The 18411-nt window shown below is 62.9% G+C and carries 22 protein-coding genes; 6 read left to right on the top strand and 16 right to left on the bottom strand.

Features of this window, described 5'->3' with window-relative positions:
- Positions 1-123: 123 nt before the first annotated feature.
- The 6 genes from JJE66_RS02025 to JJE66_RS02000 form a co-directional block, all read right to left on the bottom strand.
- Complete coding sequence (locus tag JJE66_RS02025) at positions 124-567, bottom strand: DUF1801 domain-containing protein (protein ID WP_200512465.1); 444 nt, start codon at positions 565-567, stop codon at positions 124-126.
- Positions 564-776: a hypothetical protein gene (locus JJE66_RS02020; RefSeq protein WP_200512464.1), complete on the bottom strand. Its 213-nt coding sequence runs from the start codon at positions 774-776 to the stop codon at positions 564-566. Before JJE66_RS02020 ends, JJE66_RS02025 begins: the two co-directional genes overlap by 4 nt.
- Before the next feature lie 34 nt (positions 777-810).
- Positions 811-1242 carry an SRPBCC domain-containing protein gene (locus JJE66_RS02015; RefSeq protein ID WP_200512463.1) on the bottom strand — a complete coding sequence of 144 codons (432 nt, stop codon included), beginning with the start codon at positions 1240-1242 and terminating at the stop codon, positions 811-813.
- Positions 1239-1562 (bottom strand): helix-turn-helix transcriptional regulator, encoded by a 324-nt coding sequence (locus JJE66_RS02010; RefSeq protein WP_200512462.1) that lies wholly within the window; start codon positions 1560-1562, stop codon positions 1239-1241. Before JJE66_RS02010 ends, JJE66_RS02015 begins: the two co-directional genes overlap by 4 nt.
- Positions 1563-1760: 198 nt before the next feature.
- Complete coding sequence (locus tag JJE66_RS02005) at positions 1761-2201, bottom strand: DsrE family protein (protein WP_200512461.1); 441 nt, start codon at positions 2199-2201, stop codon at positions 1761-1763.
- Positions 2202-2300: 99 nt separating this feature from the next.
- A complete protein-coding gene (locus tag JJE66_RS02000; protein ID WP_200512460.1) occupies positions 2301-2921 on the bottom strand; it encodes a hypothetical protein in 621 nt (206 codons plus the stop codon).
- 194 nt (positions 2922-3115) lie between these two features.
- On the opposite strand from JJE66_RS02000, the gene JJE66_RS01995 reads away from it, so the two are divergent.
- Both JJE66_RS01995 and JJE66_RS37820 read left to right on the top strand, forming a co-directional pair.
- Positions 3116-3514 carry an STM3941 family protein gene (locus tag JJE66_RS01995; RefSeq protein ID WP_246756035.1) on the top strand — a complete coding sequence of 133 codons (399 nt, stop codon included), beginning with the start codon at positions 3116-3118 and terminating at the stop codon, positions 3512-3514.
- 14 nt (positions 3515-3528) lie between these two features.
- Positions 3529-3705, top strand: a complete 177-nt coding sequence (locus JJE66_RS37820; RefSeq protein WP_246756033.1) for a hypothetical protein — start codon at positions 3529-3531, stop codon at positions 3703-3705.
- 68 nt (positions 3706-3773) lie between these two features.
- Here JJE66_RS37820 and JJE66_RS01990 read toward each other — a convergent pair whose 3' ends face one another.
- From JJE66_RS01990 to JJE66_RS01980, 3 genes are read right to left on the bottom strand one after another with little or no spacing between them, the layout of a single operon-like run.
- Positions 3774-4829, bottom strand: a complete 1056-nt coding sequence (locus JJE66_RS01990) for a 2-oxoacid:ferredoxin oxidoreductase subunit beta (RefSeq protein ID WP_200512459.1) — start codon at positions 4827-4829, stop codon at positions 3774-3776.
- Positions 4826-6673, bottom strand: a complete 1848-nt coding sequence (locus JJE66_RS01985; protein WP_200512458.1) for a 2-oxoacid:acceptor oxidoreductase subunit alpha — start codon at positions 6671-6673, stop codon at positions 4826-4828. The genes JJE66_RS01990 and JJE66_RS01985 overlap by 4 nt, the downstream gene beginning before the upstream one ends.
- The gene (locus JJE66_RS01980; RefSeq protein ID WP_200512457.1) at positions 6643-8442 is read right to left on the bottom strand and encodes an FAD-dependent oxidoreductase; all 1800 of its coding nucleotides are present in this window, start codon (positions 8440-8442) and stop codon (positions 6643-6645) included. The genes JJE66_RS01985 and JJE66_RS01980 overlap by 31 nt, the downstream gene beginning before the upstream one ends.
- 394 nt (positions 8443-8836) lie before the next feature.
- Between JJE66_RS01980 and JJE66_RS01975 the strand changes: the two genes are divergently transcribed.
- Complete coding sequence (locus tag JJE66_RS01975) at positions 8837-9820, top strand: ABC transporter substrate-binding protein (protein ID WP_200512456.1); 984 nt, start codon at positions 8837-8839, stop codon at positions 9818-9820.
- Between the two features lie 248 nt (positions 9821-10068).
- Positions 10069-11055: an ABC transporter substrate-binding protein gene (locus JJE66_RS01970; RefSeq protein WP_200512455.1), complete on the top strand. Its 987-nt coding sequence runs from the start codon at positions 10069-10071 to the stop codon at positions 11053-11055.
- 116 nt (positions 11056-11171) lie between these two features.
- Here the strand turns inward: JJE66_RS01970 and JJE66_RS01965 are convergent, their stop codons facing one another.
- From JJE66_RS01965 to pqqA, 7 genes are all read right to left on the bottom strand, one after another.
- The gene (locus JJE66_RS01965; protein WP_200512454.1) at positions 11172-11849 is read right to left on the bottom strand and encodes a DUF4286 family protein; all 678 of its coding nucleotides are present in this window, start codon (positions 11847-11849) and stop codon (positions 11172-11174) included.
- Positions 11850-11872: 23 nt separating this feature from the next.
- A complete protein-coding gene (pip, locus tag JJE66_RS01960) occupies positions 11873-12859 on the bottom strand; it encodes a prolyl aminopeptidase (protein WP_200512453.1) in 987 nt (328 codons plus the stop codon).
- Positions 12849-14042: a pyrroloquinoline quinone biosynthesis protein PqqE gene (pqqE, locus tag JJE66_RS01955; protein WP_200512452.1), complete on the bottom strand. Its 1194-nt coding sequence runs from the start codon at positions 14040-14042 to the stop codon at positions 12849-12851. Before pqqE ends, pip begins: the two co-directional genes overlap by 11 nt.
- Entirely contained in the window at positions 14039-14350 is a 312-nt protein-coding gene (pqqD, locus tag JJE66_RS01950) for a pyrroloquinoline quinone biosynthesis peptide chaperone PqqD (protein WP_200512451.1), read from the bottom strand. The genes pqqE and pqqD overlap by 4 nt, the downstream gene beginning before the upstream one ends.
- Before the next feature lie 12 nt (positions 14351-14362).
- Positions 14363-15130 (bottom strand): pyrroloquinoline-quinone synthase PqqC, encoded by a 768-nt coding sequence (pqqC, locus tag JJE66_RS01945; protein ID WP_210349699.1) that lies wholly within the window; start codon positions 15128-15130, stop codon positions 14363-14365.
- Positions 15131-15150: 20 nt separating this feature from the next.
- Positions 15151-16080 (bottom strand): pyrroloquinoline quinone biosynthesis protein PqqB, encoded by a 930-nt coding sequence (gene pqqB, locus JJE66_RS01940; protein WP_200512449.1) that lies wholly within the window; start codon positions 16078-16080, stop codon positions 15151-15153.
- Positions 16081-16213: 133 nt separating this feature from the next.
- Positions 16214-16294: a pyrroloquinoline quinone precursor peptide PqqA gene (gene pqqA / locus JJE66_RS01935; protein WP_045002119.1), complete on the bottom strand. Its 81-nt coding sequence runs from the start codon at positions 16292-16294 to the stop codon at positions 16214-16216.
- 247 nt (positions 16295-16541) lie between these two features.
- On the opposite strand from pqqA, the gene JJE66_RS01930 reads away from it, so the two are divergent.
- Positions 16542-16799 (top strand): DUF6894 family protein, encoded by a 258-nt coding sequence (locus tag JJE66_RS01930; RefSeq protein WP_200512448.1) that lies wholly within the window; start codon positions 16542-16544, stop codon positions 16797-16799.
- A 211-nt stretch (positions 16800-17010) separates the two neighbouring features.
- Positions 17011-18411 carry an amidase family protein gene (locus tag JJE66_RS01925; RefSeq protein WP_200512447.1) on the top strand — a complete coding sequence of 467 codons (1401 nt, stop codon included), beginning with the start codon at positions 17011-17013 and terminating at the stop codon, positions 18409-18411.

Genomic DNA, 18411 nt, shown 5'->3' with positions numbered 1-18411 from the left:
ATACGAGCTCACTGGGGTGAGGGGTATCTCTCCGCACTTTCCCGTGGCGATAGAGACCCCTCATCCGGCGCTTCGCGCCACCTTCTCCCACAAGGGGAGAAGGGAAAGGCATCGTGGCCGTATCTAAGCCGATTGCTTCTTGGCAGGCTTCTTCGCCTTGGACGTATTCAGCTCCACCGCCGCGCGGATCAGCGCCTTCAATGCCTTCTCCTTGATCTCCCCGCCCTCGTGAAAATCGATGGCGCGTCGCACATTGCCGTCGAGGCTGGAGTTGAACAGGCCGGCCGGATCCTCGAGCGCCGCGCCTCTGGCAAACGTCATCTTCACGACGGCCTTGTAGGTCTCGCCGGTGCAGATGATGCCGTCGTGCTCCCACACGGGAACGCCGCGCCACTTCCATTCCTCGACCACATCAGGATCGGCCTCCTTGATCAGGCCGCGGATCCGCCCAAGCGTCTCGCCGCGCCAGTCGCCGAGCTCCTTGATCCGGCCGTCGATCAGCTTGGAGGGGGAGCCTCCAATGGTGTCTTTTGCAGCGCTTGTCTTCGCCGTCACGGCCTTCTTCATGATCTCGCCTCGGTTCGACGGCCGAGATAGGGCAGCGCGAACAGATACAACCCGGTGGCGAGCAGCGGAATCAGCGGCACGAAGGCCAACAGCCCGATCCATGTCGCCTGAATCTGCATGATCAGCGCAACGATGTTGGCGATGACGGCGAGCGTAAAGGCGATCGACAGCCAGCGATGGATCTGCCGAATCCACATGTTCGAATTCAATGAAACCTCCTCTGAGACATGATCGGTGGTGAGGCTACTCGGCTCGCGCCAGCAGCTCGTCCAGCTTGGTGAGAAACTGTTTCCAGCCGGCATGCGCGCCGCCATAGGCCTGCTTCTGGCTTGGACGGAAGCCCGCCTGCTCGACGCGCAGATGCGTGGCCGTTCCTTGCGGGGTGAGCGTGAACGTCACCACGCTCTTGAGGTCGTAGGCCGCGTCCTCATGCGTGAAATTCCAAGTGTAGGCGAGGACGCGCTGCGGCTCGATGGCGAGCACCTCGCAATCGAGCACGCCGCCCCACTCGCCGCGAAGATTGAAGCGATGGCCGACCTCGGGCTTGAAGTCGTTCTTCATCAGCCATTCCTCGATCAGATGCGGCTGCGTCAGCGCACGCCACAGCCGCTCCGCCGGAAAGGCAAATTCGCGCTCGATCATCACGGATCGGGTCTCAGTCGCAGCTTCAGTCATTGGTCCATCCTCTTCAGGAGATCGTCGAGCGCATCGAGCCGGTTCTGCCAGAAGCCGGCCATCTGGCTGGTCCAGTCGATCAGCGGATTGAGCGCACCGGGTTGCGCCCTGTAATGGGTCTGGCGTCCCTCGTGGCGGTCGCTGACCAGGCCCGCCTGCTTCAGCGCGCCGAGATGTTTCGAGACCGCCGGCTGGGAAACGCCCGACCGCGCCGTCAGTGCCCCGACCGTCTGCTCGCCCTCGCGGCACAGCCGCTCGAAGATCGCCCGCCGCGTTGGGTCGGCGAGCGTCCGAAACAGGAGATCGGAGGTGGTAGACATGCGAAGTCCATAACCAGGAAGTTATGGATCAATTCATAACCGTAGAGTTATGGATAAGTCAAGCGGGATGGGAGGACAAGGGCTCAACCGTCTCCCCGTCATTGCGACGAGCCCTTGCGACGAGCAATCCAGTTTGTCTCCGCGGACGGAGTGGATTGCTTCGCTTCGCTCGCAATGACGGAGGAGGTGGCGGCGCGCCTACGGCCGATATCCCTGCGATTGAAGCTCCGCCAAACGAACCACGCCGCCTTTCTCCGCGCTGACGAACCCCGGCAGCAGATCCGTCAGCGTGATGTTCTGCGCCTTCATCGTGTTGCCGCAGGCGGCGAGCTCGACACCGTCCTTGGAGAAATCACTGACGCGCTTGCTGATCTCAGGGTTGGCTTGCGCCGCGTGAAACGCCTTCAGCGCAGAGCCGTGGATCACCAGCGCAAGCGTGACATGGTCGGGACCGCCGACGCCGTCGATGTGGTTCTGGATGTTGCCGAGCACGAAATTGACTTTGTCGGCGTCGCTGAGGTGATAGACGACCTTCAGCTTGCTCGATGGCGCGGCTTCGGCCGCGGCGTTGGCGCGCGAGGCAGCAAACGCTGCGCCCAGCGCCGAGATAGCGCTCCACAAGATGTTCCGGCGATTCATGGCGACCTCCTTCGAAGCATGATCCGGAAAAGTGCGACGCGGTTTTCCGGAAAGATCATGCGCAAACAGCAGCTACGCCCTGCCTTTGCCGGAGACATATCACTTGTGACGGAGTGCGGCGAGGTCCTTGCGGTCGGTCACGAGCGCGGCGCACTCGCTGTTGTCGGTCCGGTCGAGCCGAAAAATCCCGTCGTCGCTGCCTGCAACGAGTGATCGCTCGGCATCTTCATCCGGCTTGTTGTGCTGCCAGACCCTGACGCTCGCGAGCCGCACGATGGCTGATTTGTCGTCCTTCGACAGTGCGACGCCGATGCCGCCGCCCTCGCAGTCGACGCCGCAGCCGAGGCGGACTTCGTTGCCGTCCTTGGTGAACACCGTGTGGTGACAGGAGCCGCTGGAATCGAAATCGCCGCCGCGGTGGCGATATCGGAAGCCGAGCCGGAAGGAGTTGTGGAGCTGCTTGTCCTCCTCGTCGATCTCCGCCGAGACCAGCAGCTTCATCGAAGCGACCTGCTGCTTCGGATGCCGCGCCAGGTGCTCGGCATCGTAGCGGCGGACGAAGCAGGCATAGGCCGTCTTGCCGGGCGTGCCCGCGTATATGCGCGCGTTGAAGGCCTCGGCTTCGGTCTTGCTCGCCTCGCGGATGTCGTCGGCCTCCTCGGCCCGGGCGAAGCCGACGAAGGCCGCAAGGGCAAGGGGAAGAATGAGGGCAAGCTTCATGATCGCACCGGGCACGTCCGCCAATCAAGGCCCGCATCGGGAGGGTGGGGGCCAACTGGCGGTTAGTCGCAAGTCGAAAACCACGCGTTCAATTGCACCCCCGCGGGCAGCCTCGCGCAAGGTTCCAGGCTTAACCCTAGAGGGAGGGGAGGGCTAAACCCCAGATTGTTGCAAATGGCTGGAGGCGGTCGAACATGTCCGAAAGTCAGAACCTGCCCAATCTTGCGATCGGCTATTCCCGGGCCCGGTTGCTGATGTTTTTCGGCGGCAGCCTGCTGCTGACGCTGCTCTGCGCCGCACTCGCATTCACCTGGCAGGAAGGCACGAACGTCACCACGTTCCAGGTCGCCGCCTGCTATATCGGCGCGGTGTTTTTCGGCCTTGCCACCTGCAGGATGCTCTGGAGATTGCTCTCAGCCAGAGAGCCGGTGGTCTTCATCAGCCGTGTCGGCATTCGCGACACCAGGCTCGCCGACGAGACCATCGCCTGGAGCGCCGTGCGAAAGATCATGCTCTGGAAACAGCGCGCGCAGAAATTCGTGGTGCTCAAGGTCGATCCCCTTGTCGCGAGCGATTCTCCGGAGGACTTCTGACGCAGGCCTTGTCGATGATGAACAAGGCGCTTGGCGCTGACGGCGTGATCGTCAACGCGGGCGGCCTGACCATGGACGCCGAAAAATTGATCGAGACCTGCAAGCAATATTGGGGTGCCGGTCGACCGGCCCACGCGGACCAGGCCGTACCGGCGCCTGAGGCTGTATCCAAGCCCGAGCCTGTCAGCTAAGCGCGCGATGAGTATGGTTGAGCCTCAGAACACCTCTCCCCGACAGGGAGAGGTAAGAGGACAGCGCCTCACCGCAGGCTGGCGTTGAACTTGTCCAGCGCCGCCGAGCCCGGGCACAGCGTGTCCGCTTCTAGCGAGTTGAGCGGCGTTTCGACCGTGTTGAGATGGGCATGCAGATCTTCCGCGTCGGGATCGACGTAGAGCAGCCCGGTGACGATCTGGCCCTTGGCGGCGTGCTTCTGCAGGAAGGTCTGGGCGCCTAGCCGGTCATGCGGATCATAGTCGGCGTCGATCTTGCGCAGCGCGATCTTGCTGCCGTCATGTTGCTCGACCACCTGCACCGTGCCCGGCGCGTAGTCGACGGCGATCGGATCGCGGCCGACCAGCACGTCGAGCCGGTTCACGGCGTCGTTGTGCTCGCGAACATAGTCGAAGCTCTTGGTCGAGCCGGCGTGGTTATTGAAGGCGATGCAAGGGCTGATGACGTCGATGAATGACGCGCCCTTGTGGCCGATCGCGGCCGCGATCAGCGGCACCAGCTGGCTCTTGTCGCCGGAGAAGGAGCGCGCCACGAAGGTGGCACCCAGCTGCAGCGCGATCGCGACGAGATCGATGGCGTTGTCGGTGTTGGTGACGCCTTTCTTCGACTTCGAGCCGCGGTCGGCCGTGGCCGAGAACTGCCCCTTGGTCAGGCCGTAAACGCCGTTGTTCTCGACGATATAGGTCATGTTGACGCCGCGCCGGATCGAATGCGCGAACTGGCCGAAGCCGATCGAGGCGGAATCGCCGTCGCCGGAGACGCCGAGATAGATCAAATCGCGATTGGCGAGGTTGGCGCCGGTGAGCACGCTGGGCATGCGGCCATGCACGGAGTTGAAGCCGTGCGAATTGCCGAGGAAATAGTCCGGCGTCTTCGACGAGCAGCCGATGCCGGAGATCTTGGCTACGCGATGCGGCTCGATCGAGAGCTCGTAGCAGGCCTCGATGATCGATGCCGTGATCGAATCGTGGCCGCAGCCGGCGCACAGCGTCGAGATCTTGCCCTCGTAATCGCGATGGGTGTAGCCGAGCTCGTTCTTCTTCAGCCCGGGATGATGGAATTTCGGTTTTGCGATGTAGGTCATGACACGGCCTTGCGGAGCGGGGTCACCTTGAGGTGATCCTGGTGGTCGCCAATGGCTTTTGCGATGTAGCGGGCGGTAATGGGTGTGCCGTCATAATGCACGATCGGCACGAGACGCACCGGATCGATGCCGTTCTCGTTGACGATGAGCTGGCGGAGCTGGCTGTCGCGGTTCTGCTCGACGACATAGACGAAGTCGTGCTCGGCGAGGAAGCTCGCTACGCTGGAGTGGAACGGGAAGGCGCGGATGCGCAGGCGGTCGAGCTGGTGCCCGCGCGTCTCCAGCAGTCCGATCGCCTCGTCCATGGCCGGTGAAGTCGAGCCGAAATAGATCACGCCATATTTGGTCGGCTTCGCTGCGTTGGCCTGGAGCGGCCGCGGCACGAGGTCCTGCGCGGTCTCGAACTTGCGCACGAGGCGTTGCATGTTGTCGGCATAGACCGAGCCTTCCTCGGAATAGCGCGCATAGCGATCACGCGAGGTGCCGCGGGTAAAATAAGCGCCCTTGGTCGGATGCGTGCCGGGATAGGTGCGGTAGGGAATGCCGTCGCCGTCGACGTCGAGATAGCGGCCGAAATCGCGGCCCTCGTCCAGCATTTCCGCGGTCATCACCTTGCCGCGGTCATATTGTTTGGAATCGTCCCATTTCAGCGGACGGCAGAGCCGATGGTTCATGCCGATGTCGAGGTCGAGCATCAGGAAGATCGTGGTCTGGAGCCGCTCGGCGAGATCGAACGCGGCGGCCGCGAACTCGAAGGCCTCAGCCGGATCTTCCGGAAACAGCAGCACGTGCTTGGTGTCACCATGCGAAGCATAGGCGCAGGCGATGATGTCGCATTGTTGGGTGCGGGTCGGCATGCCCGTGGAGGGGCCGGCGCGCTGGATGTTCATGATCACGGCCGGGATCTCGGCAAAATACGAGAGGCCGATGAATTCGGTCATTAGGGAGACGCCGGGGCCGGAGGTCGCGGTAAAGGCGCGGGCGCCGTTCCACGACGCGCCGATCACGATGCCGATCGAAGCCAGCTCGTCCTCGCCCTGGACGATGGCGTACTTCGCCTGTCCGGTTGCGGGATCGTGCCGGTACTTCTTGCAATGGGCGGTGAAAGCCTCCGCCACCGACGAGGACGGCGTGATCGGATACCACGCGCACACGGTGGCGCCGCCATAGACGGCGCCGAGCGCGGCTGCGCTGTTGCCTTCGATGAAGATGCGGTCGCCGACCTTGTCAGACTTCTTCACCCGCAGCCCGATCGGACATTTCAGGTTCTGCAATGCCCAGTCGCGGCCGAGATGCAGCGCGTGGACATTGGAGGACAGGAGCTTCTCCTTGCCCTTGTACTGCTCGCCGATCAGCTGCTCGATCAGCTTCGGGTCCATGTCGAGCAACGCCGAGAGGCTGCCCAGATAGATGATGTTCTTGAACAGCTGGCGCTGCCGCGGATCGGTATAAGTCGAGTTGGTGATCGCGGTCAGCGGCACGCCGATCACGGTGATGTCGTCGCGAAACTTCGTCGACGGCATCGGCTTGGTGGAATCATAGAACAGATAGCCGCCGGGCTCGATGCCGGCGATGTCCTTGTCCCAGGTTTGCGGATTCATCGCCACCATCATGTCGACGCCGCCGCGGGCGCCGAGATGGCCGGCTTCCGTCACCCGCACCTCGTACCAGGTCGGCAGGCCCTGGATGTTGGAGGGGAAGATGTTGCGCGGGGAGACCGGCACGCCATGGCGCAGGATCGCGCGCGCGAACATCTCGTTGGCGCTGGCCGAACCCGAGCCGTTGACGTTGGCGAAGCGGACGACGAAATCGTTTACGCTGCTGATCGGCTTTTTGTCGGGCATGCTGAACCTGCGTGGGTCATATTGATCAAGTATTTCTGCATGTCCCAGGCTCCGGTGGGACAACGCTCGGCGCACAGCCCGCAATGCAGGCAGACATCCTCGTCCTTCACCATCACGCGCCCGGTCTTGAGATCAGACGAGACGTAGAGGTCCTGGTCGGGATGCGGCGAGGGCGCCTTCAGGCGCTGGCGCAGATCGGTTTCCTCGCCGTTGTCCGTGAACGTGATGCAGTCCATGGGACAGATGTCGACACAGGCATCACACTCGATGCAGAGCGAGGTCGAGAACACGGTCTGGACGTCGCAGTTCAGGCAGCGCTCGGCTTCGCCCAGCGCCAGCTTGATGTCGTAGCCGAGCTCGACTTCGGTGCGGATGTCCTTCAGCGCGATCACCTTGTCACGATGCGGCACCTTGAAGCGCTTGTCGTTGGAGATGTCGTTGTCATAACTCCATTCGTGGATGCCCATCTTCTGCGAGGAGACATGCACCTCCGGCAGCGGGCGCTCGGTGATGTCCTCGCCCGAGAGCAGCTTGTGGATCGACAGCGCCGCGTCATGGCCCTGCGCCACCGCCCAGATGATGTTCTTGGGGCCGAACGCGGCATCGCCACCGAAGAACACTTTTGGATTGGTCGAGACGAAGGTTTTGGGATCGACCTTGGGCATGTGCCATTTGTCGAACTCGATACCGCAATTCTGCTCGATCCAGGGGAAGGCGTTTTCCTGGCCGACCGCGACCAGCACGTCGTCGCATTCAATCGTCTCGTCGGGCTCACCCGACGGAACCAGATTGCGGCGGCCCTTGGAATCGTATTCGGCCTTCACCTTCTGGAAGATGATGCCGGTGAGCTTGCCGTTGTCGTGGATGAACGAGACGGGAACGAGGAAGTTGAGGATCGGAATGTCCTCGTGGATCGCATCCTCCTTCTCCCAAGGCGAGGCCTTCATCTCCTCGAAGCCGGAGCGTACGATCACCTTGACGTCTTCGCCGCCGAGGCGGCGCGCGGTGCGGCAGCAATCCATCGCCGTGTTGCCGCCGCCGAGCACGATCACGCGCTTGCCGATCTTGTCGGTGTGGCCGAACGAGACCGACGACAGCCAGTCGATGCCGATATGGATGTTGGCCGCTGCCTCTTTCCGGCCGGGAATGTCGAGCTCGCGGCCGCGTGGTGCGCCGGAGCCGACGAAGATCGCGTCGTATTTCTCCGCGAGCAGCGCCTTCATGCTCTCGATCCGGTGACCGCCCTTGAACTCGACGCCGAGACCCAGGATGTAGCCGGTCTCCTCGTCGATCACCGAATTGGGCAGGCGGAATTTCGGGATCTGCGTCCGCATCATGCCGCCGGCTTCGGGGTCGCCGTCGAATACGGTGCAGTGATAGCCGAGCGGCGCGAGATCCCGCGCCACCGTCAGCGAGGCCGGGCCACCGCCGACGAACGCAACGCGCTTGCCGTTCTTCGCAGCGGGTCGCGGCAGGCGCTGCGTGATGTCGTCCTTGAAATCGGCGGCGACGCGCTTAAGGCGGCAGATCGCCACCGGCGTTTCCTCGACGCGTCCGCGCCGGCACGCCGGCTCGCATGGACGATCGCAGGTGCGTCCCAGAATTCCGGGAAACACGTTCGATTGCCAATTGATCATATAGGCGTCGCTGTAGCGGCCTTGCGCGATCAGTCGGATGTATTCGGGAACCGGGGTGTGCGCAGGACAGGCCCATTGGCAGTCGACCACTTTGTGAAAGTAGTCGGGGGCCGCGATATCGGTTGGTTTCATTCCTACCCTGTCCGCGCAGGCCCAAAGACCCCGCGGCCTTTTCTTGAGCTTGTCGTACGCTTAACGCGCGGCAATCTGGTTTCTGAATGACGTCATTGGGTTAGCTTATTAGAACCGGTCCGAAGTACAACGGCAAATTTTCGCGCTTCCCCTCTTTCATGGGAGCTGCGCGCAGACAGCATTAACGGCCGCGCTGTCATGCGGCGGTGCAATATGTTGCGTTGCGGATGGCGCTTAGTGCTTGGAGTCATAACGCGCGGCCAGCATGGCCGGAGAAATCCGAGTTAGACGAGACGGGTTGGGGACGCGGTCGCCAGCAGCGGCAAGGTTACCATCCCCTGGTCAAGTCATCGGCGAAGCGGATAGCATATGCCCATTGAGCTTTGGGGCGGACATGCGGCGCAGGGATCTTCTTTGTATTCTGGGTGGTGCGGCAGCTTGGCCGCTTGTGGCGCGCGGCCAAACGGACTTGCCAATTGTCGCCGTGCTGGTGCCGGGACCGGCGAAGAACGCCGAGAACCGGATCGTGGCCATCCGTCAGGGCATGCGGGAGGCCGGCCTCACTGAGGGCATCAACTATAGTTTTGCTTCGCGCCATGCCGACGGAGTTTTCGACCGATTGCCTGCACTCGCTCTTGAACTCGCCGCGCTCAAACCGCGTGTCATCGTTGCTTCGGGGCCCGCCGCGCCGATCGTGCACAAGGTCCTGCCTAACCTACCGCTGATCTTCACATCCTATGCCGCCGACCCCATCAAGGCTGGATTTGCGGAAAGCTATGTACACCCGGGCGGCCACGCCACCGGCAACGTGATGAACGCGGTTGGCGGCGAGGAGGCGCTGACCCAAAAGCGCATGAACCTGTTCAAGGAACTGGTGCCCGACCTGAAGGCGCTCGGCTTCATCGGCTCATCGTCGATTCTTGCCACAGCCGAGCTCAAGGCATTGCAAAGCGTCGCTGGTCAATTTGGCTTTGAAGTCGTGCGTCATCCACTTCAAGGGCTCGACGATGTCGAGGGAGCGGTGTCGGCAAGCGTCCGCGGTGGCGTTGGCGCCCTTTACGTTTCCGGCGAGCCGCTGCTGTACAACAACATGCCGCGCGTGTTGCCGTTGGTGATGGCGTCGGGAAAACCCACGGTCGGCACCTATCCGGAGTGGGGCCGGGCAGGGCTCCTAATGTCCTATTCGGCTGATCTGATCGACGACTTCCGTCGCGCCGGCATCTATGCCGCGAAGGTTCTCAAGGGCGAGAAGCCGGCGGACCTGCCGATTGAGCAGGCCAGCAAGTTCGTGCTCGTGCTCAACCTCAAGGCAGCGAAATCTCTGGGGATCGCTGCACCTGATCGTCTAGTGACGGTGGCCGACGAGGTCATCGAGTAGAAGCTTCGAAATCGGAGCTTGGCCTGGAGCCGTCGATAATTTGACGACGTCGCAATCTCTCAGAGTGGGAAGATTGTGTCTGCTTTCCGGGACTTGCGGCCATGGCGCGATCTGGGGTCACTCCAAGTCCATTGCCAAGTCCATTGCCAAGTCCACCGCGATTGACCCAAAGCGCTCATATGATCTCTTTGATCCGTGCCCAAACTTACATACGTTCTGATCCGGAGCATCAGCGGCGGGGACCAGCAATGAAGCGGCGCGAGTTTATCAAGCTGGGAGTTGGTGCGGCCGCCAATAGCTGGTCATATGCCGCGCAAGCGCAGCAGTCATCGATGCCTGTGATTGGCTTCCTGAGCGCCCGCTCGCCGTCCGAGGCCGCCTCGGTCTTGCGCGCATTCCAAGACGGCTTGGGAGAACACGGCTATTTCGAAGGAAAAAATGTTGAATTTGAGTATCGGTGGGCCGAGGGCCGATACGACCGACTCCCGGAGTTGGCTATCGAGCTGGCCGTCCGTCAGGTTAATGTGATTGCCGCCACCGGTGGAGACCCTTCTCCGCTTGCAGCAAAGCTAGCCTCAACCACCATCCCAGTCGTCTTCACGATGGGGGGTGACCCGATCAAGGCCGGTCTCGTCACAAGCCTGAACCGACCGGGAGGCAATATAACCGGATCAACACTTATGGGGGTGGAGCTTGGGCCGAAGCGGCTCGAACTGATTCGCCAGCTCATTCCAAAAGCCACCACAATTTCATTTCTCGTGAATCCCAATTTTCCGCAAACAGCGTCGGAGGTGCAGGAAGTGGAGGCGGGTGCGCACGCCCTCGGGATAAAAATAAGTGTTTTGCCTGCCAGCACTGAAGGCGAGATCGAAAAAGCTTTTGAGAACATCGCACAACAGGGGGCAGATGCAATGATTATTGGCACTGATCCGTTTCTGTTGTCACGACGAGATCAACTCGCGCGTTTGGCAATAGGCCACGCTCTCCCCACGATGTCCCATCTGCGTGAATTCGTTGTCGCGGGTGGGTTGATCAGCTACGGCCCAAGCATCATCGCAGCCTATAGGCAAGCCGGATCGTACACCGGACTCATCCTCAAGGGCGCAAAGCCCGCAGATTTGCCGGTTTTGCAGCCGACGAAATTCGACCTGGCCATCAACTTGAAAACCGCAAAAGCTCTTGGCCTGACAGTCACGTCCACGATACTCGGACTAGCCGATGAGGTGATCGAATGAGGTCGCCTGCTTTCCCATCGCAACATACTTCGCCGCCGCACGAGCTTGGTCCCTATCGGAGCGCATCGGACATAGTCACCGGTCAGATGAGGCCGCCGGGTCTATAGGTGCACGGCTTAGCTGTGCGCGATGTCGCTCTTCGCGAGATCCCACATCAGGCTGTAAGTGCCGACAGAGACGGGCAGCGGGAAGGGTGATGCGGCGGGGCCGGTGAAGCGCTCGGCGATCACGGCGGAGACGGCGCCGACATGCGTGCCGTCGATCAGCACGAACCAGTCGCGCGCGCCTTCGTTGCGCATCGCGGGAATTTCCGCGGTCGCGCCTGACAATTCAGGCTCGCTCTCAAGCAGGTGCATGGAGATGATGCCGTCGCGCGTTTCCGGCGCTAGCTTTTCCTGCAATGCATCACGCCACGCCCCGGCATTATCGGGCGTCGGCCGCAGCCGGACCACGCCGAGCGCGGCGCCGCGACCGGTGCCGTTGCTGACGGTGATACGGGCGACCACACGCAGCATGTTCTTGAAGCGCGCCATGGTCTGTCGCGACCAGTCGGTCGGACTCGCGAGCCGCGCCTTGTAGGCGGGACTGTCGAGCACGTCGAGCGTCGCTGTCGAATAGAGGCAGAGATATTTGGGATAGGCCGCGTGGGCGACATACCGCCTCGCTTCGAGAAAGCCTTCGATCGCGACGCGCTCTTCCAGATGCTCGCGATCGTACCAGCGGTTGAAATCGGCTTCATCCGCGGCGTCGATGTTCATCGACGTCAGCAGCATGCCAGTCCCGGCGAGCGGCATTTTTGTTGTCCCTTTTTCGCGCGTTAACGCGCGGCCTTCGACGCGAGGTCGGCGATCGACTTCATGACCGCGTCCCTCACGCCGGCATCATAGAGCGAATGCCCGGCTTCTTCCACGATCCGAATCTCGGAGCCGGACCAGACTTTCGCAAGCCGCTCGGATGTCTCAGGAGGGCACAGCAAATCGTAGCGGCCCTGCACGATAATGCCGGGAATGCCTTTGAGCCGGGGAGCGTTTCGCAGCAACTGGTCTTCGCTCATGAAGGAATTGTTGACGAAGTAATGCGCTTCCATGAACGGCGTCGCCGGCAGCGTGCGCCAGACGTTGAGCGAAGCCAGATCGATCCGCGTCTTGGTGGCCTTATGCTCCGACAACGCGCGCTCGGTGTCGTGCCAGGCGCGCGAGGTCGGACCATGCACGGCCGGATCGGCATCGAGGATACGGCGAGAGTAGGCTTCCACCGGTTGCGCACGTTCCTCTAGCGGCAGCACGCTCAAAAAATCTTCGTACAGCGCGGGATAGAATTGCGCCAGGCGCGAGGTGAAGGCCGTCTCGACCTCTGCCCGCGTGCCCAGGAAGGTCGCGCGCAGCGCGATGCCGGAGACGCGCTCGGGATGGGCTTGCGCATAAGCCAGCGCCAGTGTCGCGCCCCAGGAGCCGCCGACCACCATCCAGCGGTCGAAGCCGAATTTTTCGCGGATCCTTTCCATGTCCGAGATCAGATGCGCCGTCGTATTGTGTTCGCGCGATCCCTTTGGCCGACTGCGGCCGCAGCCGCGCTGGTCGAACAGCACGGCGCAGAAGCGATCCGGATCGAACAGCCGGCGATGATCCGGCTGGCAGCCGCTGCCGGGGCCGCCGTGCAGATAAACGGCAGGAATCCCGTCAGCGCGGCCGACGCTCTCGACGTAGAGCTCGTGGCCATCGCCGACATCCAACATATCAGAGGTCAGCGGCGCAAACGGATCGGCGCGTCTGGCCGATGCGGCCGCGTCGGCGTCAGGCGTCATTCCCGGATTCCAAAGTGCCGCCGGCAAAATTGCGATAGAGGAAGCGGTTGGTCGCGCCCTCGGCCTCGCGCTCGGCCTGCTTGAAGATGGTCTCGTGCAGCGGCGACAGCGCGCAGGCCGGGTCGGTATTGGCGGCATCGCCCGTCAGCGCAAAGGCCTGGCAGCGGCAGCCGCCGAAATCGATCTCGCGGAATTCGCAACTCTTGCACGGCTCCTTCATCCAGCCGGTGCCGCGATAGCGGTTGAAGGCGTCCGAGTTCTGCCAGATCCAGGCGATCGAATGATTGGAACGCACGGACAAGAAGTCGAGCCCCGTGATGCTCTCGGCGGCGTGGCAGGGCAGCACCTTGCCGGCCGGCGAGATGTTGAAGAACTGCCGCCCCCAGCCGCCCATGCACTTCTTCGGCCGCAGCGCGTAATAGTCGGGCACGACGTAGTCGATCGCAAGCGTTCCCTTGAGCCGCTCGCGCGCCTCTTCGACGATACGGGTGCACTCGTCGAGTTGCGCCACCGTCGGCATCAGCGCGGCGCGGTTCCTCAGCGCCCAGCCGTAATATTGGACATTGGCGACCTCGAGCCGGTCGGCGTCGAGATCGATCGACATCTGGATGATATCGGGGAGCTGATGCAGGTTTTGCCGGTGCATCACCGCGTTCACGGTGAGCGGCAAGTCGAGCTCGCGCGTCCATTTGGCGACTTCGAGTTTCTTGCGATGCCCGCCTTGATAGCCGGCGACGCGATCGGCGAGGCCTTCTTCGATGCCCTGGAAAGAGATCTGCACGTGGCAGAGGCCGGCGTCCGCCAGCTCGCTCAGTCGCTCGCGCGTCAGCAGCACGGCCGAGGTGATCAGATTGGTGTAGAGGCCGACGTCGCTGGCATGCCTGACCAGCTCGACGAGATCCTTGCGCGCCGTCGGCTCGCCGCCGGAGAAATGCACCTGGAGCACGCCGATTTCGGCGAGCTCGCTCAGCACCTTCTTCCACTCGTCCGTGGTCAATTCCTTGCCGGAACGGTCGAGTTCGACCGGATTGGAGCAATAGGGACATTGCAACGGACAGCGATGGGTGATCTCGAGCAGCACCGCGAGCGGGATGCCGAAGGTCTCGGCCGTCGAACGGCTCTTCTCCAGCACCGCGAGGCTGTCGCTTGTCTCGGGCGGGATGGTCGGGAGCACATCGCTCATGGCGTCTTCTCCCGGGCTTCAGTGAGAAAGCCCTTGTCGGCGAGATCCTGCAGCATCACGATGACGTCGGCGAGGATCGCCTCGCGCGGTGCCGCGTATTTCGCGGCGAGCTGATCGGACATTTCGCCGACATTGCGCTCGCCGTTGCAGAGCTGCAAGACCTCGACCGCGATCTCGTCCGGCGCCAGCACCCGTTCCGGGGCCAGGATCACCCAGACTTTCCGCGTCTCGTCGTATTTCAGCTTGGCATGCCGCGGCAGCACCGGGCGGCTTGCCTCGCTGACGCTGATGTTCCGCGGCCCGGCCATTGCTCTTGTCCCTCAGCTCGCCTTTTTAGTTTCTTGGGGCACGAACGCGCCCGGCGGAATGTTGCCTTCGACATAGGCGTGCTGGAGCGCATCCAACTGCACCCACAGCACGTTGGTCTTGAAGATCAGCGCGTTGCACACCTGCGCGCGCTGCTCCGGCGTCGTGGCATGCGCCTTGACATAGTCGAGCGCGAATCCGGCATCGCGCGGCGCCTGTGCCAGGCGGCGCTTGAAGTAGCTCATGATGTCAGGATTGACGAAGTCATAATGCTCCAGCATGCCGGAGATGCGCTCTTCGTGCAGGTTCGGCGCAAACAATTCGGTCAGCGAGGAGGCGATCGCCTCCAGCGGGCTTTTTTCGCGGCAGTAGTGGACGTAAGCCTCCACCGCGAAGCGCGTCGCCGGCAGAATGCCTTCGGTCGATTCCACGTAAGCAGTATCGAGGCCGAGGCCCTCGGTCAGCTTCAGCCAGCGCTCGATGCCGCCTTCGCTGCCGACGTCACCGTCATGATCCTCGATGCGATGGCGCCATTCCAGCCGCGTGGCGCGGTCGCGGAAGCGCGAGATCACCACCGCGTCCTTGATCGGGATCGTGCTCTGGTAATAGTAGCGGTTCAGCGCCCAGGCCTGCACTTGGCCCTTGTTCAGCTTGCCGCCGTGCAGCAGCTTATGGAACGGGTGCAGGCTGTGATAGCGAGTGGCGCCAATGTGGCGCAGCGTCGCCTCCAGCTCCTCGGCGTTAGTGAGCCTGATGTCCTTGCCGATCGAGAGCGCGGTCATTCCAGTCATCGACATGGCATTCACAGCACGATCTCCGTTCCGTCGGCGGGTATCTGCCATCCCGCCTGCTCGAGCGCTTTACGCTCCGGTGAAGCGGGCAGCAGCGCCGGGTTCGAGTTGTTGATATGCAGAAACATCTTCCTGTCGATATTGAGATCGGCCAGCCGCGCGATTGCGCCATCGTGACCGGACATCGCGACATGGCCCATGCTCTTGCCGGTCTTGTGGCCGAGCCCGGCCTTGATCATCTCGTCATCCTGCCAGACCGTGCCGTCGAAGAACACCAGCGCAGCACCGTCGATCTCGGCCTTGAGCCCGTCGGTGACCTCGGCGCAGGCGGCGATGAAATAGAAGCACTTGCCGGTCGCCTTGTCGGTGATCTTCAGGCCCAGCGTATCGCCGTCGCCGCTCTCGCCGCCCGGATGCGACTTGCCTTCGAGGTACCAAGCCGATTTGCCTGGTACCGCAAAGGGCAGCACCTCCAGCCCCGAGCGCGTGCCATCTAGCAGCCGCGGCTCGAAGGGCTCGCTGATGCTGATCGGCTGGCGCTTGACGTTCTTCTCGTTCAGCACGTTGAAGATGCTGTTACTGGCAAGGATCGCCAGCACCTTTTCATGCGCATAGACCGTGAAGGGCGAACCCTCGCGCATCGAGAGCAGCCCCGTCACCGCATCCACTTCGCTGTTGGTCAAAATCACGCCGGCAATCGGCGTATGGCGCAGTGCGCCGGGCTTCGGATGCAGCTGCGGCGTGGCGTTCAATTGTTGGCGGAGGTCGGGGGAAGCGTTGATCAGGAACCAGTGCTCGCCGTCGCCGCTGAAGGCAACCGACGCCTGAGTCCGACAAAGCTCGTGGCCGTGGCTGCGTGCCGTCCGGCAGCCCTCGCAACCGCAATTCCATTGCGGCACTCCGCCGCCGGCCCCGGCGCCCAGGACGACGACGCGAAGCATGATCCGTCTCCTGGAAGGAACGTCGCGAGGTGGATCTCAGGTCAAAAAAGCTTGGGCCGACACAGTTTCCATCGTCCGGAAACCTCTCGTGACCGAAAGACCCACCTGCGCAAAGCGCGTGCTCACCCACCGCTTACTTGCGGGTGGCGCTCACATACATGTTGATTTCCATGCCGCAGGGCACTTCGACGATCTTGGGGGTTTTCCAGGCCATTTTGGCTCTCCATTTCGCGAACTCGGACGTGTACGCCCATGGGTTAAAGTACTGCGAGCACAAAAGTTCGCCAGTGATATTTTCCCGAGAAGGTCATGCTGCGCCGCGAAAAATGTGATTGGAACGTCGGTTCCGGCGACGCAGCATTGCGCGTGGCGCATTCGGTCGCGAACCCTGTCCTGATAAAGCAGTTGTGAGTGGAGTGCCGCTTTGAATCCGATACAGGCGACTTTAGCTGGATCTCGTGATGCCCAAATATTTCTTCAACACCCGTATCGGCGACGAATTGATCGTGGATCCCGACGGCGAGGATCTGCGCAATCCCGACCGCGCCTGGGAAGTCGCCCGCCAGATGATCCTGGAGGTGCTGAAATCGGAGGGGACCCAGCCGGCGCTGATGGAGGCGGTCATCGAGGTGACCGACCTCGAGGGCGAGATCGTGCTGGAATTCCCCTTCACTGAGGCGCTCCTGGACGTGCCGGACCAATCCGCGACGAGGCATTAGGAGCCCGGCTCCATCCGCCGTCATTGCGAGCGTAGCGAAGCAATCCAGAATCTCTCCGCGGAGGCAGTCTGGATTGCTTCGTCGCAAGGGCTCCTCGCAATGACGGAAATGAGGCGCCACCGGGCACCGACCCACCCTCCGCTCCCTGCGAAATCCGCATGGCTTTGGCCCGTTCCCGGCGCTAAAAGACGCCGGTCATACGGAGCAAATCATGCAAGATCTCTGGCGCCTGTCGGCCGCCGACCTCGCTACCCTCGTCAGGTCCAAAAAGGTGTCCGCCCGGGAGGCGGCCAAGGCCGGCCTCGCCCGCCTGGATGCGGTCAATCCCCAGCTCAATGCCGTGATCGACCACCGGCCCGAGGACGTGCTCAAGCAGGCCGAGGCCGTCGATGCCGCCATCGCACGGGGGGAAGACCCCGGCCTGCTCGCCGGCGTGCCCGTCACCATCAAGGCCAATGTCGATCAGGAAGGCTTTGCCACCACCAACGGCCTCAAGCTTCAGCGCGATTTGATCGCGCGCGAGGATAATCCGGTGGTTGCCAATTTCCGCAAGGCCGGCGCGGTTCTCCTTGGGCGCACCAATTGCCCGGCCTTCTCCTATCGCTGGTTCACCACCAATCTGGTCCATGGCGACACCAAGAACCCCCGCGATGCGTCGCTGACGCCGGGCGGCTCGTCCGGCGGCGCCGGCTCGGCGGTCGCGGCCGGCATCGGCCACATTGCGCATGGCACCGATATCGCCGGTTCGATCCGCTATCCCGCCTATGCCTGCGGCGTGCACGGCCTGCGCCCGACCCTGGGCCGCATCCCCGCCTTCAATCCGGCGCTGCCCGAGCGGCCGATCGGGCCGCAGATCATGGCCGTCTCGGGCCCGCTGGCGCGCACCGTGAACGATCTGCGCATCTCGCTCGCCGCGATGTCGGCCCGCGACGTCCGCGATCCCTGGTTTGTGCCGGCGCCGCTGGAAGGCCCGGCAGTGCCGAAGCGCGCTGCGGTCTGCCTCAACCCGGACGGCCTTGCGACCACGCCGGAGGTGAAGGCCGCCGTGACCGACGCCGGCAAGCGGCTGGAGCGCGCCGGCTGGACCGTCGAAGTGATCGAGAACACCCCGCCGATGCGCGAAGCTGTCGAGTGGCAGCGAAAGCTGTGGCTGGGCGACGGCTACGAGGCGCAGCTCGAGATGGCCGAGCGTGAGGGCGATCCCGGTGCGCTGGCATGCTTGCGCGGCATTCGCGCCAAGGTCACGCCGATGGACCAGGCGAATTACGCCCAGGCGCTGACCCGCCGCGCCACGCTGACCCGCGACTGGATGCTGTTCTTCGAAAGATATGCCGTGGTGCTGACGCCGGTCTCCGGCGAATTGCCGTTCCCCGATCATCTCGACCGCAAGGACGCCGCCTCTTTCGAGCGCGTCTGGGAGGCGCAGCTGCCGCAGATCGCGACCCCCTTCATGGGGCTGCCGGGCCTCGTGGTCTCCACCGGCCTCGTCGGCAAGATTCCGGTCGGCGTGCACATCGTCTCCGGCCGCTATCGCGAGGATCTGTGTCTCCTCGCCGGCGAAGCGATCGAGGCGGGCGGTGTGCCGCCGTCGCCGATCGACCCCGTGGGTTAG

This window comes from Bradyrhizobium diazoefficiens (assembly GCF_016612535.1).
Taxonomy (GTDB): Bacteria; Pseudomonadota; Alphaproteobacteria; order Rhizobiales; family Xanthobacteraceae; genus Bradyrhizobium; species Bradyrhizobium diazoefficiens_C.
The sequence above is the reverse complement of the archived record's forward strand: the minus strand, read 5'-3'. Positions and strand labels throughout refer to the sequence as shown.

Excerpts from the sequence above, each read along its gene's own strand:
- JJE66_RS02025 (WP_200512465.1), bottom strand. The coding sequence starts at position 567 with ATGAAGAAGGCCGTGACGGCGAAGACAAGCGCTGCAAAAGACACCATT.
- JJE66_RS02015 (WP_200512463.1), bottom strand. The coding sequence starts at position 1,242 with ATGACTGAAGCTGCGACTGAGACCCGATCCGTGATGATCGAGCGCGAA.
- JJE66_RS02010 (WP_200512462.1), bottom strand. The coding sequence starts at position 1,562 with ATGTCTACCACCTCCGATCTCCTGTTTCGGACGCTCGCCGACCCAACG.
- JJE66_RS02005 (WP_200512461.1), bottom strand. The coding sequence starts at position 2,201 with ATGAATCGCCGGAACATCTTGTGGAGCGCTATCTCGGCGCTGGGCGCA.
- JJE66_RS02000 (WP_200512460.1), bottom strand. The coding sequence starts at position 2,921 with ATGAAGCTTGCCCTCATTCTTCCCCTTGCCCTTGCGGCCTTCGTCGGC.
- JJE66_RS01995 (WP_246756035.1), top strand. The coding sequence starts at position 3,116 with ATGTCCGAAAGTCAGAACCTGCCCAATCTTGCGATCGGCTATTCCCGG.
- JJE66_RS37820 (WP_246756033.1), top strand. The coding sequence starts at position 3,529 with ATGATGAACAAGGCGCTTGGCGCTGACGGCGTGATCGTCAACGCGGGC.
- JJE66_RS01990 (WP_200512459.1), bottom strand. The coding sequence starts at position 4,829 with ATGACCTACATCGCAAAACCGAAATTCCATCATCCCGGGCTGAAGAAG.
- JJE66_RS01985 (WP_200512458.1), bottom strand. The coding sequence starts at position 6,673 with ATGCCCGACAAAAAGCCGATCAGCAGCGTAAACGATTTCGTCGTCCGC.
- JJE66_RS01980 (WP_200512457.1), bottom strand. The coding sequence starts at position 8,442 with ATGAAACCAACCGATATCGCGGCCCCCGACTACTTTCACAAAGTGGTC.
- JJE66_RS01975 (WP_200512456.1), top strand. The coding sequence starts at position 8,837 with ATGCGGCGCAGGGATCTTCTTTGTATTCTGGGTGGTGCGGCAGCTTGG.
- JJE66_RS01970 (WP_200512455.1), top strand. The coding sequence starts at position 10,069 with ATGAAGCGGCGCGAGTTTATCAAGCTGGGAGTTGGTGCGGCCGCCAAT.
- JJE66_RS01965 (WP_200512454.1), bottom strand. The coding sequence starts at position 11,849 with ATGCCGCTCGCCGGGACTGGCATGCTGCTGACGTCGATGAACATCGAC.
- pip (WP_200512453.1), bottom strand. The coding sequence starts at position 12,859 with ATGACGCCTGACGCCGACGCGGCCGCATCGGCCAGACGCGCCGATCCG.
- pqqE (WP_200512452.1), bottom strand. The coding sequence starts at position 14,042 with ATGAGCGATGTGCTCCCGACCATCCCGCCCGAGACAAGCGACAGCCTC.
- pqqD (WP_200512451.1), bottom strand. The coding sequence starts at position 14,350 with ATGGCCGGGCCGCGGAACATCAGCGTCAGCGAGGCAAGCCGCCCGGTG.
- pqqC (WP_210349699.1), bottom strand. The coding sequence starts at position 15,130 with ATGACCGCGCTCTCGATCGGCAAGGACATCAGGCTCACTAACGCCGAG.
- pqqB (WP_200512449.1), bottom strand. The coding sequence starts at position 16,080 with ATGCTTCGCGTCGTCGTCCTGGGCGCCGGGGCCGGCGGCGGAGTGCCG.
- pqqA (WP_045002119.1), bottom strand. The coding sequence starts at position 16,294 with ATGGCCTGGAAAACCCCCAAGATCGTCGAAGTGCCCTGCGGCATGGAA.
- JJE66_RS01930 (WP_200512448.1), top strand. The coding sequence starts at position 16,542 with ATGCCCAAATATTTCTTCAACACCCGTATCGGCGACGAATTGATCGTG.
- JJE66_RS01925 (WP_200512447.1), top strand. The coding sequence starts at position 17,011 with ATGCAAGATCTCTGGCGCCTGTCGGCCGCCGACCTCGCTACCCTCGTC.